This is a genomic window from Dactylosporangium sp. McL0621, assembly GCF_049995355.1.
In the GTDB taxonomy this organism is placed as follows: Bacteria; Actinomycetota; Actinomycetes; order Mycobacteriales; family Micromonosporaceae; genus Dactylosporangium.
This window is the reverse complement of the sequence record NZ_CP188259.1, coordinates 1,502,537-1,516,433: the sequence shown is the minus strand read 5'-3', so window position 1 is coordinate 1,516,433 and position 13,897 is coordinate 1,502,537. Positions and strand designations below refer to the sequence as shown.

General features: G+C 73.6%; 12 protein-coding genes. 7 read left to right on the top strand and 5 right to left on the bottom strand.

The features are described 5' to 3' along the window. The first annotated feature begins 4 nt into the window (after positions 1-4). The gene (locus ACPPVO_RS06960) at positions 5-1,249 is read left to right on the top strand and encodes an MFS transporter (RefSeq protein ID WP_426510431.1); all 1,245 of its coding nucleotides are present in this window, start codon (positions 5-7) and stop codon (positions 1,247-1,249) included. A gap of 1,144 nt (positions 1,250-2,393) precedes the next feature. Here ACPPVO_RS06960 and ACPPVO_RS06955 read toward each other — a convergent pair. Further along, the gene (locus ACPPVO_RS06955) at positions 2,394-3,641 is read right to left on the bottom strand and encodes an acyltransferase family protein (protein ID WP_426510430.1); all 1,248 of its coding nucleotides are present in this window, start codon (positions 3,639-3,641) and stop codon (positions 2,394-2,396) included. A gap of 135 nt (positions 3,642-3,776) precedes the next feature. Between ACPPVO_RS06955 and ACPPVO_RS06950 the strand changes: the two genes are divergently transcribed. After that, a complete protein-coding gene (locus tag ACPPVO_RS06950) occupies positions 3,777-5,537 on the top strand; it encodes a hypothetical protein (protein ID WP_426510429.1) in 1,761 nt (586 codons plus the stop codon). On the opposite strand, the gene prmC is transcribed toward ACPPVO_RS06950, so the two are convergent. Next, the gene (gene prmC / locus ACPPVO_RS06945) at positions 5,534-6,397 is read right to left on the bottom strand and encodes a peptide chain release factor N(5)-glutamine methyltransferase (RefSeq protein WP_426510428.1); all 864 of its coding nucleotides are present in this window, start codon (positions 6,395-6,397) and stop codon (positions 5,534-5,536) included. The genes ACPPVO_RS06950 and prmC overlap by 4 nt on opposite strands. 34 nt (positions 6,398-6,431) lie before the next feature. Between prmC and ACPPVO_RS06940 the strand changes: the two genes are divergently transcribed. Next, positions 6,432-7,967 (top strand): diguanylate cyclase domain-containing protein, encoded by a 1,536-nt coding sequence (locus ACPPVO_RS06940; protein WP_426510427.1) that lies wholly within the window; start codon positions 6,432-6,434, stop codon positions 7,965-7,967. 243 nt (positions 7,968-8,210) lie between these two features. Here the strand turns inward: ACPPVO_RS06940 and ACPPVO_RS06935 are convergent, their stop codons facing one another. The 3 genes from ACPPVO_RS06935 to rpmE form a co-directional block, all read right to left on the bottom strand. Next, positions 8,211-8,420, bottom strand: coding sequence for a hypothetical protein (locus ACPPVO_RS06935; protein ID WP_426510425.1), 210 nt, complete (start codon positions 8,418-8,420; stop codon positions 8,211-8,213). A 121-nt stretch (positions 8,421-8,541) separates the two neighbouring features. Further along, entirely contained in the window at positions 8,542-9,636 is a 1,095-nt protein-coding gene (gene prfA, locus ACPPVO_RS06930) for a peptide chain release factor 1 (RefSeq protein WP_426510424.1), read from the bottom strand. 95 nt (positions 9,637-9,731) lie between these two features. Continuing rightward, complete coding sequence (rpmE, locus tag ACPPVO_RS06925) at positions 9,732-9,959, bottom strand: 50S ribosomal protein L31 (RefSeq protein WP_360368958.1); 228 nt, start codon at positions 9,957-9,959, stop codon at positions 9,732-9,734. 183 nt (positions 9,960-10,142) lie between these two features. Between rpmE and ACPPVO_RS06920 the strand changes: the two genes are divergently transcribed. The 4 genes from ACPPVO_RS06920 (at position 10,143) to ACPPVO_RS06905 (ending at position 13,726) form a co-directional block, all read left to right on the top strand. Then, positions 10,143-11,198, top strand: a complete 1,056-nt coding sequence (locus ACPPVO_RS06920; RefSeq protein ID WP_426510423.1) for an RNA ligase — start codon at positions 10,143-10,145, stop codon at positions 11,196-11,198. Beyond that, positions 11,198-12,100 (top strand): AAA family ATPase, encoded by a 903-nt coding sequence (locus ACPPVO_RS06915; RefSeq protein ID WP_426510422.1) that lies wholly within the window; start codon positions 11,198-11,200, stop codon positions 12,098-12,100. The genes ACPPVO_RS06920 and ACPPVO_RS06915 overlap by 1 nt, the downstream gene beginning before the upstream one ends. Before the next feature lie 140 nt (positions 12,101-12,240). After that, on the top strand, positions 12,241-12,516 hold the full coding sequence (fxsA, locus tag ACPPVO_RS06910; protein ID WP_360368950.1) for an FxSxx-COOH cyclophane-containing RiPP peptide: 276 nt from the start codon (positions 12,241-12,243) through the stop codon (positions 12,514-12,516). 7 nt (positions 12,517-12,523) lie between these two features. Continuing rightward, positions 12,524-13,726: an aKG-HExxH-type peptide beta-hydroxylase gene (locus ACPPVO_RS06905; RefSeq protein ID WP_426510421.1), complete on the top strand. Its 1,203-nt coding sequence runs from the start codon at positions 12,524-12,526 to the stop codon at positions 13,724-13,726. Positions 13,727-13,897 lie beyond the last annotated feature (171 nt).

Genomic DNA, 13,897 nt, shown 5'->3' with positions numbered 1-13,897 from the left:
CCAGATGTACCTGACCCTGCGGGACCGTCCGGGCGGCAAGCCGGACCCGGCGTCGCGGTCCAGGGTGGTCCCGCGGGTCGCCACCACCGTGTTCCTGCTCGGCATCGTCAGCCTGCTCACCGACATCTCCTCGGAGATGGTGAACGCGGTGCTGCCGCTGTACCTCACGGCCGAGATGGGCCTGGGCGTCCTCGCGTACGGCTTCGTCGACGGCCTGTACCAGGGCGTCAGCGCGCTGCTGCGCATCGGCGGCGGCTACGCCGGCGACCGGTCCAACCAGCCCAAGTGGGTCGCGACCGTCGGCTACGGGCTGTCCGCCCTGAGCCGCGTGGGCATGCTCGTCGCGCACAACCTCGGCGCGATCAGCGCCGTCGTGACCGCGGATCGGCTGGGCAAGGGCCTGCGCACGGCGCCGCGGGACGCCATCATCGCCGACGCGTCCGACCCGAAGGGCCTCGGCCGCGCGTTCGGGGTACACCGTACGCTCGACACCATCGGCGCGGCCATCGGGCCGCTGGTCGCCTTCTCGATGCTCCTGCTCGTGCCGGGCGACTACAACTCGGTCTGGGTCGTGTCCTCCGGGTTCGCCTTCGTGGGCGTGGCCGTCATCGTGCTGTTCGTTCCGAACCACCGGACGAAGCTCGCGCGGCGGGCCCAGAGCATCGGCAGCCTGTTGCGCGAGGTGACCGGGGCCCGGCTGCGTCGCCCGCTGATCGCGGCCGGGCTGCTGGCGCTGTTCACCGTCGGCGACGGCTTCCTGTACCTGTCGCTGCAGCAGCGCGACCACCTGGCGGCCAAGTACTTCCCGCTGCTGTACGTCGGCACGAACCTCGCGTACCTGCTGCTCGCCATCCCGTTCGGGCGCCTCGCCGACCGCATCGGCCGGACCAAGGTCTTCCTGGGCGGCCACGTCGCGCTGCTGTGCGTCTACCTGTTCGCCGCCGGGCCGTTCAGCGGCGGGGTGGCGACGGTCCTGGTGCTGGCGCTGATCGGCACCTACTACGCCGCCACCGACGGCGTGCTGCCGGCGCTGGTGACCCCGCTGGTCGACGCGCAGGCGCGGGGCAGCGGCATCGCGGCGGCCCAGACCGTTGTCGTGCTGGCCCGGTTCGCGTCCTCGCTGGCGTTCGGCAGCCTGTGGCTGCTGCTCGGCAGCGCCCACGCCCTCTACCTCGTGGCCGGGCTGCTCGCCGCCGCGCTCGCCCTGGCCCTGTGGCTCCTGCGCAACCGAGAGGCCCCGGTGACGTGAGCGGTCCGGAGCGAAGCGGAGGGGCCGCTCACCATGGGCACAGTGTTGTCGCGCCGGCGCCGGAGCTTGCGGAGGTGACGGCGTGAGCGGTCCGGAGCGAAGCGGAGGGGCCGCTCACCATGGGCACAGTGTTGTCGCGCCGGCGCCGGAGCTTGCGGAGGTGACGGCGTGAGCGGTCCGGAGCGAAGCGGAGGGGCCGCTCACCATGGGCACAGTGTTGTCGCGCCGGCGCCGGAGCTTGCGGAGGTGACGGCGTGACCACACGCGCCAAACTGATCGCTCTGGGTGTGGTGGTCGTCCTCGCCGTGCTCAGCTCCGTGGGCTACGTCGTGTTCGCGCGCCGGGCCCAGACCCAGGCGGCCGAGGACGCGCCGCCGCTGGCCACGCAGGACCTGTCGGCGGTACAGAGCCAGCCGCACATCGTCTTTCGCAGCACCGCCCTGGGCGACAACTACGGCCGCGTCGCCGAGGTGCCGCTCAGCGCGCCGGCCGGCCCGCGCGCGCTGACGCCGGTGAGCTGCGACCGGGTGTACGCCCGGGAGGGCCAGGCCGTGTGCCTGTTCGCGAAGCCGTCGCTCGTCACCACGTACACGGCCAAGGTCCTCGGGCCGGACTGGTCCCCCGTCCTGGACCTGCCGCTGTCGGGCGTGCCCAGCCGCACCCGGCTCTCGCGCGACGGCACGCTGGTCGCCACCACGACGTTCGTCTCGGGCCACGACTACTCCTCGCCGGGCCAGTTCTCGACCGAGACGCTGGTGACGAACACCGCCACCCACCAGACCACCAACATCGAGCAGTTCGCCCTCACCGTCAACGGCAAGGCGATCGACGCCAAGGACCGCAACATGTGGGGCGTCACCTTCGCCGACGACGACCACTTCTACGCGACCGCCGCCTCGGGCAGCAAGACCTGGCTGGTGCGCGGCACCCTGTCCGCGAGCCGGCTGGAGGCGGTGCGGGAGGACGCCGAGTGCCCGTCGCTGTCGCCGGACGGCAAGCGGATCGCGTTCAAGACGCGGGCCGGGCGCCCGGCCGGGCAGTGGGGCATCAGCGTCTACGACATCGCCACCGGCAAGGCCACCGCCGTGGCCGAGCCGCGCAGCGTGGACGACCAGATCGAGTGGCTCGACGACAACCAGGTGGTCTACGGCCTGCCGCGCGCCGGCGAGGGCCCCTCGGCCAGCGACGTCTGGGTCGCGGCGGCCGACGGCTCGGGCGCCTCGCGCGTGCTCATCCCCGACGCCTGGTCCCCCGCCGTGGTCCGCTGAGCCCACCGCGGGGTCCAGTCCTTGAACCGCATCGCGGGGCGCTCGACGAGGTGCCAGGACGGCACCGCCAGCGCGAAGGTGCCGACCGTGGCGACCAGGGCGTACGTCCACAGGCCCCAGTCCGGCACGCCGAAGAGCACCAGCAGCTGCTGCACCGGGAACGCGTAGATGTAGAAGCCGTACGAGTAGTCCTGCCGCCGGCCGATGCCCCGCAGCCACTTGGGCAGCCGGATGGCGGACCACAGGATGAGGTAGGCGAAGGCCGGGTAGCCGAGCACGTCGACGCCGCCGAGCTCCACCGTGGCCACCACCACGACGACGGCCAGGACGGCGCCCGCGTCGTTCATGACGATGCGGTTCTTGTACAGCTCGAACACCGCGCCGAGCAGGAACAGATACGTCAGGTAAATGAGCGAGTACCGGTCCAGGCCGTGAAATCCGAACACCGGGCCGTGGATTCCCTGCGGGCCGGGCACATGCGGGGCCTGGATCAGGTCGTACACCATCACGGCGAAGCCGGCCGCGGCCATGACGAGCACCACGACCTTTGCGCGCTTGAGCACGCCGACGAGGGCCAGTCCACCGATCATGAAATAGCAGCCGACCTCGTACATCAGGCTCCACAGCGAGCCGTCGAACACGGAGTCGCCGGTCCGGTGCGCATACGGGGTATCGCGCAGAAGGTCCGAGATGCCGTATTGCTGCATCGCCACGAACAGGTTCTTCACGACGTATTGCACCGGGCCGTCGGAATGCGACCAGAACCCGCGGAGGTTGCCGCGCTCCAGCAGCGCGACCAGCGGCGCGAGGACGAACGCGGTGAACGCCAGGCAGACCCAGAACCCGGGCAGGATCCGCAGGGCCCGGTGCCAGAGAAAGCGGCCGAGACCGAACCGCAGCCCGCTGCGGGTGATGAGGAAGCCGGAAATGACGAAGAATCCGATGATCCCGATTTCACCCAGTTCGGCCTGGCCGTTGGTGATGCCGGCACCGGGGTCGTCGCGGCCGTAACCCAGCGGATAGGTGTGCGACAGCAGGACCAGGAAGGCGAAGAAGAGCCGGAGGAAGCCGAAGCTGTTGTCTCTCGGCGAGAAAGCGTCGGCCAGCGTTCGCCTCGCCCACATTCGACGCAACACCCGCAGAGTTAACCACAGGCCCCGCCGGTGCCCCCACGTTGTCAAATTTGCGTCATCCGGCCGTCCGGGCGCGGGGACTACGATGGCCGCCATGCATTCGCTCGTTGCGTCGGCGTGCTCACGGTGAGGTCCTTCCTCGCGGTCTCCTTCGCCCCCGGGTCGGCGGTCGCCGCGGCGCCGGCGGCGGTCAGCGCGCTCGGCGACGCCACGGTGCACACCGGCGACGACGGGTGGGTCGCACTCGGTACCGAAGACACGGGCGACCGCGTCGACGAGGGGGCCCGCGCCTTCACCGTGCGGCTCGGCAAGGCGGCCCGCACGCGCTCCGGCGAGGTCTCGGCCGACGCCCTGGCCGCACTGCTCAAGGACGGCGCCGGCGTGGACGGCGAGGCCCTGGCCGCGCTGGTGCCGCCGTTCGCGGCCGCACACCGCGCCGGCCCCGGCGCCCCGATCGTCGTGGCGACCGACTGGCTGGGCTTCCGGCAGGTCTTCTTCTGGCAGGGCGACGGCATCGCCGCGGTGTCGACGAGCGCCCTGGCCCTCAAGGCACTCGCCGGCGCCCCGCTGAACACCGCCGCGCTGGGCCTGCAGAGCCTGGTGGGCTGGCAGGTCGGGCTGGGCACCGTGTTCGGCGGCGTGCGCAAGCTCGAGGCCGGGTCGCTGGCGGTGCTCGCCGCCGGCCGGGTCGCCGTCGACCGGTACATCGACCCGTCGCTGGAGATCGGCGAGACGCCCAGCGTGGCCGCGGCCGCCGAGGAGATGGCGGGCCTGCTCGAGGAGTTCCAGACCGCCTACCTCGGCGACCACCCCGACACGGTGCTGCAGCTGACCGGCGGCCAGGACACCCGGGTGCTGCTGTGCGCGGTGCCGGCCAAGCTGCGGCCCGGCCTGCGCGCGCTCACCGTCGACGTGCACGGCGGCTCCGACGCCCGGCACGCGGCCGGCCTCGCCGAGATGTGCGGGCTGAACCACCAGATCTACTGGCTCGACGACCAGGACCCGATCACGCCGGCGCACGCCCACGCGCTGGCGCTCGAGGCCGCGGCCGCGCTCGACTGCATGGCCAGCCCGCTCGCGCTGGCCCCGCTCCTGCTGGCCGAGAGCCACCTGGAACAGGGGCACCGGCTCTCGGGGCTGGGCGGCGAGGCCTGCCGCGGTTTCTGGTACTTCGGCCAGCCCCGCCACGCCACCACCTCGCGGCGCCACGTCGAGCAGCTGGCCAGCTGGCGGCTGTACGCCAACGAGCGCGTCCTGGACCAGGCGCTCGAACCGGGCTTCGCCGCCGCGGCGCAGACCGACGCGCTCGACCTGATCTGGGCGGGCTTCGAGGGCACGTCCTCCGACTGGCTGCTCGCGACCGACCAGTTCTACCTGTACCAGCGCATGCAGCGCTGGGCCGGCGCGCACGGCTCGGTGGCCCACACCAACCGGCACTTCATCAACCCGATGTTCGACCGCCGCTTCATCCAGATCGCCCACGCGGTCTCGCCCGACGACAAGCGCGGCGGCCGGCTGACCGGCCAGCTGATCCAGCGGCTCGACCCGGCGCTGGCCGCGGTGCCGCTGGACTCCGGGCTCATCCCGGCCAAGCTGGGCCAGGGCGGGCTCGGCACCCGCGCCGCGGCCGCGCGCGTCACCGCGAACCGGCTGGCCCGCAAGATCCGCCAGCGCATCCGCCGGGGCAGCAAGGCCCAGCTCGGCGCGGGCGAGATGGCGGCGCTGGTGGTGGCCCACTGGCGGGCGCAGCCCGACGCGGTCGCGCCCCTGCGCGGCAACGGCATCGTGCGCGAGGCGTGGCTGGACGAGACGCTGGCGGGCACGGACGCCGTCCCGGCCGCCACGGTCGCGTTCCTGACCAACCTGCTGGTGGCTACGGCGCCTTAACGGCCGGCCCGCGCCGCGGTGACGAACCGCGGGCGGCCCGCCAGGTCCCGGTGGTCCGCGACGTCTTCGAAGTCGCCGGTCGCGCGCAGCAGCGCGGGCAGCGACCCGCCCTGGGTGTCGTCGTGCTCGATGCCGAGCCGCCCGCCCGGGCGCAGCAGCCGTGCCGCGGTCCGCGCGACCGCGGGCATGAGCTCGAGCCCGTCCGCGCCCGCGAAGACCGCCTCGCGCGGGTCGTGCTCGGCCACCTCGACGTCGACGGGGCTCGCCTCCGGCACGTACGGCGGGTTGCACAGCACCAGATCGACGGCCCCGGACAGGTCGGCGAGCACGGCCGGATCGGCGATGTCGCCCTCGACCACCCGGACGCCGGGCGCATGCTCGGCCACGTTGCGCCGCAGCCAGGCCAGCGCGGCCGGGGAGCGCTCGACGGTGGCGACGGCCGCGCCCGGGCGCTGCGCGGCGAACGCGACGGCGATCGCCCCCGAGCCGCCGCACAGGTCGACGACGACGGACGCCGCCTGCTTCAGGCCCCACTCGACGAGCAGCTCGGTCTCGAACCGCGGCACGAACACGCCCGGCCCGACGGCCAGCTCCAGTCCGTAGAACGGCGCACTGCCCGTGATGTGCTGCAGCGGTACCCGCTCCGCCCGCCGCCGCACCAGGTCCTCCAGCGCCGCGGCCTGCTCCGCGGTGATCGCGGCGGTCAGCAGGCGCGACCGGGGCACGCCGAGCACGTGCGCGGCCAGCAGCTCGGCGTCGACCCGCGGCGAGGCGACCCCGGCGGCCGCGAGCGTGGCGGAGGCGACGGAAAGTAGCGTGGGCAACTCACGTTCCGGCGTGTCATCTTCGACTCGGTGCACCCCATAATCATGAGGCGCGCCGAAAGGGGGCCGGATGGCGGTGGGGGACCGCACGTCGGAGCTGACGCGCGCGCGGCGGCTCATCTTCGACGACCGCCTCGGCGAGGCGCTGACCGTCGTGGACCGGGTGCTCGCGGACGGCGACCAGGCGCCGGCGGAGCGGGTCGAGGCGCTCAAGCTGCGGCTCATCACGCTGATCAACATGGGCCGCTCGGAGGAGTACGCCGCGGCGCTGGACGCCGGCCTGGCCGCCGCCCGGCACCTGCAGGACCCCGGGCAGTACGGCGAGCTGCAGGCCCTGGCCGCGATCGTGGCCCTGCGGGCCGGCTCCCTGAACAACTGCGTGCGCGCGCTGGTGCACGGCTCCCGCGCGCTCGGCGCGGTCGAGCTGCTCGACGAGAAGACGGCGTGGGGCTGGCACAACCTCGCGATGGCGTACTCGTACACCGGCTTCCACGGCCACGCGCTCTCCGCCATGGAGAAGGCGCGCGAGGTGGCGCTCGAGGTCGGGGTGCCCACGGCCGGCACCGACTTCGCGGCCCCGCAGATCCGCCTGCGCCTGGCCGTGGACCTCGACCACCGCGGCGACAGCGAGGGCTGCCTGCGCATCCTGCGCGACATCGCCACCGACCTCGAGCGCCGCGTCCGCGACGACGAGGTGGCCCGGCTGCGCCCGGTGGCCCGCGGGGCGATGGGCTACGCGGTGGTGCGGCTGGGCACCCTCGGTGGCGCCGCCCCCGAGACCGACCCGTGGCCGCTGCTGGAGTCGGCCGGCCTGTCCACCCGGGCCCGGGACTTCCGCACGCTGGGCGCGGTGTGCCAGGCGATCACCGAGCGCCGCCCGATCGAGGCGGTGGCCCGGCTGGAGACGGCCCGCGTCAGCGACGACTCGCTCGGCCCGGCCGAGCTGCTGCGCCTGCGCGCGCTGGCGCACCTCGGGGCGGGCGACTACCGCTCGGCGTACCACGCCGACCGCATCGCCTACCGCGCCGCCAACACGCAGCTCGACCTGCTGCGCGACCTCTTCGTCGACGGCGTCGCGGCGCTGCTGGACCACGAGGACCTGGCCCGCATGGTCGACTTCCACCGGGGCGAGGCCCAGACCGACCCGCTCACCGGCCTGCCGAACCGCCGCTACCTGGAGGAGCACATCACCAAGCTCGTGGCGGCGGGCGGCCACGCGGCCCTCGGCGTCTGCGACCTGGACGGGTTCAAGCAGGTCAACACGGTACACGGCCATCTGGCGGGCGACCTGGTGCTGCAGCGGGTGGCGGGCGTGCTCAACCGCGTCATGCGCAAGGGCGACTTCGTGGCCCGCTACGGCGGCGACGAGTTCGTGGTGGTGCTGCCGACCACCTCGGCGGGCGAGGCGCACGAGATCTCGCGGCGCATCGAGGTCGCGGTGGCCGGGGAGGACTGGCACTCACTCGTGCCGGGCACGCCGGTGGGCGTCACGATCGGCTGGGCGGGGCTGTCGGGCGAGGACTTCCAGACCGTGGCCGAGGCCTTCGAGGCGGCCGACCACGCGATGCTGCGGGCGAAGACGCCGCGCCCGCGCGCCGCGTCCTGAGACCCGCGCGCCGCGTCCTGAGACCTGCGCGCCGCGTCCTGAGACCTGCGCGCCGCGTCCTGAGACCTGCGCGCCGCGTCCTGGGACCCGCGCGCCGCGTCCTGAGACCTGCGCGCCGCGTCCTGAGACCTGCGCGCCGCGTCCTGGGACCCGCGCGCCGCGTCCTGAGACCTGCGCGCCGCGTCCCGAGACCTGCGCGCCGCGTCCCGAGACCTGCGCGGCGTCCTGAGGCCCGCGGGAGGCTCAGCGCGCGAGCAGGATCCGCGCGTTCTCCTCGCGGATGCGGGCGCGCTCCTGGTCGGCGCAGACCGCCGCCCACGCGTTCGCCTTCGCCGTCGGGACGCGTTCGGCGCCCAGCACCGAGCGGCCGACCCGGAAGATCAGCTCGGCGGCGGTGCTGACCACGGCACGAGGCGCCGCGGAGATGTCGACGGGCGTCGATGACGACGGCATGGCGGCCCTCCCGGGTGTGGCGGTGCTCACGGTGGGTGCGGTTCGGTTCGCGAGGAACGCTACCCGACACCAGAGTGCCGCTGCACCGTTTCCGGGATGTGACGTCGGCGTTAGACGTCCGTCACCCCCGGCTGAGCTGGTCCTCGCCCGCGAGGCGGGCCTTTCGGTCGGCCTCGGCCAGCGCGTCCAGCACGCTGTCGAGGTCCCCGCCGAGCGCCAGGTCCAGGTTGTACGCCGTGTAACCGATCCGGTGGTCGGAGATCCGGTTCTGCGGGTAGTTGTACGTCCGGATGCGCTCCGAACGGTCGACCGTGCGCACCTGCGAGCGCCGCGCGTCCCCGGCCGCGGCCGCCGCCTGCTCCTCGAACAGCGCGACCAGCTTGGCGTGCAGCATCCGCATCGCGCGGTCCTTGTTCTGCAGCTGGGAGCGCTCGTTCTGGCAGGAGACCACGATCCCGGTCGGCAGGTGGGTGATGCGCACCGCCGAGTCGGTCGTGTTGACGCTCTGCCCGCCCGGCCCCGACGAGCGGAACACGTCGATGCGCAGGTCGTTGGCGTCGATCTCGACCTCGCCGGCCTCCTCCGCCTCGGGGGTGACCAGCACGCCGGCCGCCGAGGTGTGGATGCGGCCCTGCGACTCGGTGGCCGGCACCCGCTGGACGCGGTGCACGCCGCCCTCCCACTTCAGCCGCGACCAGACGCCGTTGCCGCCGTCGGGGATGCCGCGGGTCTTGATGGCGATCGCGACGTCCTTGTAGCCGCCGAGGTCGGACTCCTGGGAGTCGAGCACCTCGGTGAGCCAGCCGTGCCGCTCCGCGTACCGCTGGTACATCCGCAGCAGGTCGCCCGCGAACAGCGCCGACTCCTCGCCGCCCTCGCCGGCCTTGACCTCGAGGATCACGTCCTTGGCGTCGTTGGGGTCGCGCGGGGCGAGCAGCTCGGCGAGGCGCTCCTCCAGGTGGGGGATGCGCTCCTGCAGCTCGTCGGCCTCGGCCGCGAAGGCCGCGTCCTCGCTGGCGAGCTCGCGCGCGGCGGTGAGGTCCCCGCGGGCCTGGTCGAGCTCGCCGGCGGTCTTGGCGATCGGCGACAGCTCGGCGAAGCGCCGGCCGGTCTTGCGGGCCAGCGCCTGGTCCGCGTGGATCGTCGGGTCCGCGAGCTTCTGCTCGATCTCCTGGTACTCCGCCAACAGCGTGGCGAGCCGGGTGTCGGCGGTCATGTCCTCTCCAGCCTGGGGGTCCGCGGGTCAAAACACGAGAACGGCGCCCGCCCGCGACCTCCGGAGGGAGGCGCGGACGGGCGCCGGAAGCGCAGCTACTTGGCGGCCTTCTGGGCCTGGACCTTCGCGTACTTCTGCTGGAACTTCGCGACCCGGCCCGCGGTGTCGAGCACGCGCTGCTTGCCCGTGTAGAACGGGTGGCAGACGGAGCACGTCTCCACGTGGATCTGACCGCCCTTGGCGGTGCTACGGGTGGTGAAGGAGTTGCCGCAGGAGCAGCTGACCTCGGTGGTCGCGTACTCCGGGTGAATGTCCGGCTTCATGGCCTGGTCCTTTCGTCGGTGGTCGCCGGGTCGCCCGCTGGGCGTGAACCGGAACCTGATTGGCCGTCGGTCAAGTCTGCCATGTCCGAACCACGACTCCTCGACCGCCCCGCACAACGCCGCCCACCCTGGCTGTATTCCCGTCGCGGGCGCGAGCGCGGCCCCCTTACGCTGTACCGCGCTATGAGCCTCTACATCGATGAACTCTGCGATCCGGCGCTGCTGGCCGAGATGGTCGGCGGCGGGTACATCCGCACCCAGAACCACCCCTCGCTGCCGCTGCTGATCCACAACTACACGGAGAAGACGCAGTACGAGAACGTGTGGAACGCGGCCACCCTCGCGTGCCGCGGCCTCGTCGTGTCCCGCGACGGCCGGGTGCTGGCGCGGCCCTTCGCGAAGTTCTTCAACCACGGCCAGCCGGGCGCCCCGGAGCTCGACCTCGAGGGCCCGGTCGCGGTGACCGACAAGGCCGACGGCTCGCTCGGGGTGCTCTTCCCGACCCCGGACGGCTGGGCGGTGGCGACCCGCGGCTCGTTCGACTCCGAGCAGGCGCGGCACGCGACAAAAGTGTGGCGCACACGGTACGCCGGCCGCTTCGAGCCGCCCGCCGGCCTGACGCTGCTGTTCGAGATCATCTACCCCGGCAACCGGATCGTGCTGGACTACGGCGACCTGGACGACCTCGTGCTGCTCGGCGCGGTGGACATCGCGACCGGGCGCAGCTCCGGCCCGGACGCGGCGCCGGGGTGGCCCGGGCCGGTGGTGGAGTCGTTCGCGTACGCCACGCTGGCCGACGCCCTCGCCGCGCCGCCCCGGGACAACCGGGAGGGGCTGGTGGTGCACTTCACCGGGCCCGACACGCGGCTGAAGATCAAGTACTCGGAGTACGTGCGGCTGCACCGGATCGTCACCGGCCTCAACGCCCGCGTCGTGTGGGAGGCGATGGTCGCCGGCCGGCTCGACGAGCTGCTCGAGCCGCTGCCGGACGAGTTCCACGCGTGGGCGAGCGACATCGCGGCCGGCCTCACCGCGGCCGTGGAGGAGCTCGCGGGGGCCGTCGAGCGGGAGTACGCGCAGGTCGTGGCGGGCCTGCCGGCCGGCTGGACGCGCAAGGACTTCGCGCTCGCCGTGGCGCGCAGCCCCCGGCGCGGCTGCCTGTTCCTGCGCCTGGACGACAAGGACTACCGGGCCCTGCTCTGGCAGCAGGTACGCCCGATCGTCGGGGAGGTCGCGTGATGCCCACGCTCACCATCACCCGGGGCCTGCCCGCCTCGGGCAAGACCACCTGGGCCAAGCAGCAGCCCCACCTCGTGCGGGTCAACCGCGACGACCTGCGCCGCATGCTGCACGGCGGCCTCGTGGCCGACGAGCAGCTGCGCGGCCGGGCCGAGCGCGAGGTCACGACCGCACACCGCGCCGCGGTCGAGGCGCTGCTGCGCGCGGGCTCCAACGTGGTCTGCGACGACACGAACCTGCGCGGCCGGGTGGTGCGCGAGTTCGCCGAGCTGGCCGCGCGGTGCAAGGCGCACTTCACGGTCCGCGACTTCACCGACGTCCCGGTGGAGGAGTGCATCCGCCGCGACGCCCTGCGCACGGGCGACAGTCACGTCGGGGAGCCCGTGATCCGCTCGATGCATCAGCGGTACCTCGCCGGCCGCGTGCTGCCGCTGCCCCTGCCGGTCATCGACGAGGCCACGGGCGCCGCGTACGAGCCGCCGCCGGACGCGCCGCGCACGGTGCTCGTGGACATCGACGGCACCGTGGCGCTGTTCAACGGCCGCAGCCCGTACGACATGAGCCGCGTCGGCGAGGACCGGCCCAACGAGCCGGTCATCGCCGCCGTGCGCGCCATGCACGCGGCCGGGCACGAGATCGTGTTCTGCTCGGGCCGCAGCGACGACAGCCGCGAGGCGACGGAGGCCTGGCTGGCCGAGCACGTGGGCGTGCCCTACCGGGGCCTGTTCATGCGCGAGCTCGGCGACCAGCGCCGCGACTCCGTCGTGAAGGCGGAGATTTTCGAGAAGGAGATCCGCAGCCGGTACCACGTGGTCGGCGTCTTCGACGACCGCCAGCAGGTGGTGCGCATGTGGCGCGCGCTGGGCCTCACGGTCTTCCAGGTGGCCGAGGGCGACTTCTGAGATTCTTTTTTGGCACGGGACGCTCGCGGCGACGCACGTCGATTGCCGCGGGCGTCCGGTTCATGCAGAATCCTCGGGCCGCGACGCCAACCGCGGGCGGGCGGAAGGGCGTCATGGATGGTAGACATAGGTGACGCCCAGTGAAGGCAGGCCTTGTGGGGGATGGCGGCAAAACGGACACTCCGGACCGGCTGTACGCGGCATTGACCGACCTTTCGTGCAATCCGGACAGCCTGTTCGAGCCCGGCTTACCTAGTTTCAACACGTTCCGTGATGGCGACATCCTCAATGTGTTCCGCGACCCGGCCCGCCTGGCCGCCCTGGGCGACGGTGTCCTGGCTCACACCATCCGTCGCGTCCTGGGTGAGGTCGAAGACCCGCACGAGACCGTCGCCGGCTTCAACTCGAGCCTCTGAGCGGGCCTTGAACGCCGTCCGCGCGCTGGTGATCGGCCCCGAAGACCTGGACGAGCTCGCGACCGGCCGGGGCGGGGACGGGGTCCTCGACACCCTGCGCGCGGGCCAGATCACCAAGCACGTGCTGCTCGTCGGCGAGGTCGCCCACGCCGCCCGGGCCCGCGCGCCCGAGGCCGCCCGGGTGCTCGCCGCCGCCGACGCGCGCGACCCGGCCGCGACCCGGGCCGTCCTCGGGCACCCCCAGGTCGGCGCCTGGGCGATCCACTGCCTGACCGACGCCGCGACCCCCGCGGACCTCGACCACCTGCACGGCGTGGCCGCGGCCGCCGCGGCCGCCGCCGGCCTCGACGCCACCTGGCCGGCACGCGTTCCCGCCGGCCGCCTGGCGATCCCGACGCTGGGCACGGCCCGGGTCCCGGGCCGGGACACGGTCACGATCACGGTCGAGGCGTCCGGCCCGGCGATCGCCGGCGGCCCCGGCTGGCTGCCCCTGCGCCGCCTGGAGGCGGGCCCCCTGCGGCTGTACCTGGACGACCTGGACCCGTACCGCGGCGTCTACGACCTCCCCGTGACCGGCCGCCTGGACGCCGCCGAGGCGGCGCGCTGGCAAGCGGACACGGCCGCGGCCGGGGCCCTCCTCGCCGCCCACCACCCCTGGCACCTCCGCTCGATGTCGCGCTGCCTGACGTCGGTGGTCCCCCTGGCCGCCACCGGGCGCAGCGCCACGTCGCGCGACGCGTTCGGCGCCGCGGCCCTGGCCCGCCCCCCGGACCCGCGCCGCCTGGCCGCGGGCCTCGTCCACGAGCAGCAGCACGGCAAGCTCAACGCCCTCCTGCTGTTCCACGACATGCTGCGCCCGGACGCGCCGACCGGCCGCTACTACGCCCCCTGGCGCACCGACCCCCGCCCGCCGGGCGCCCTGCTGCACGGCTGCTACGCGCACCTGGCGATCGCGGACTTCTGGCGTACCGAGCACACCCGCACCGCGGACGACACCGCCGCCTTCGAGTTCACGCGCTGGCGCGTCGCGGTTTCCGAGACGCTGGAGACGCTTGACGCCTCGGACGCCCTGGGCCCGGCGGGGCAGCGCCTGGTCGACGGCATGCGGGCGCGCCTCGACGCCTGGAGGGCCGACGAGGTGTCTCCGGGCCCGCGCCGGCGGGCCTTGGCCACCCTGGCGGCGCACCGAGCCGAACACGCCGCGGCCTGACCCGTCGCGGTCGAGCCTTGGCCGCCTCGGCCGTGTTGGCCGCGCACCGAGCCGAACACGCCGCGGCCTGACCCCGCAGGCGGCCCTCGGCCGTGTTGGCCGCGCACCGAGCCGAACACGCCGCGGCCCGACCCGGCCCTGGTTCCACTCGGCGCCGGGAAATCGAACCAA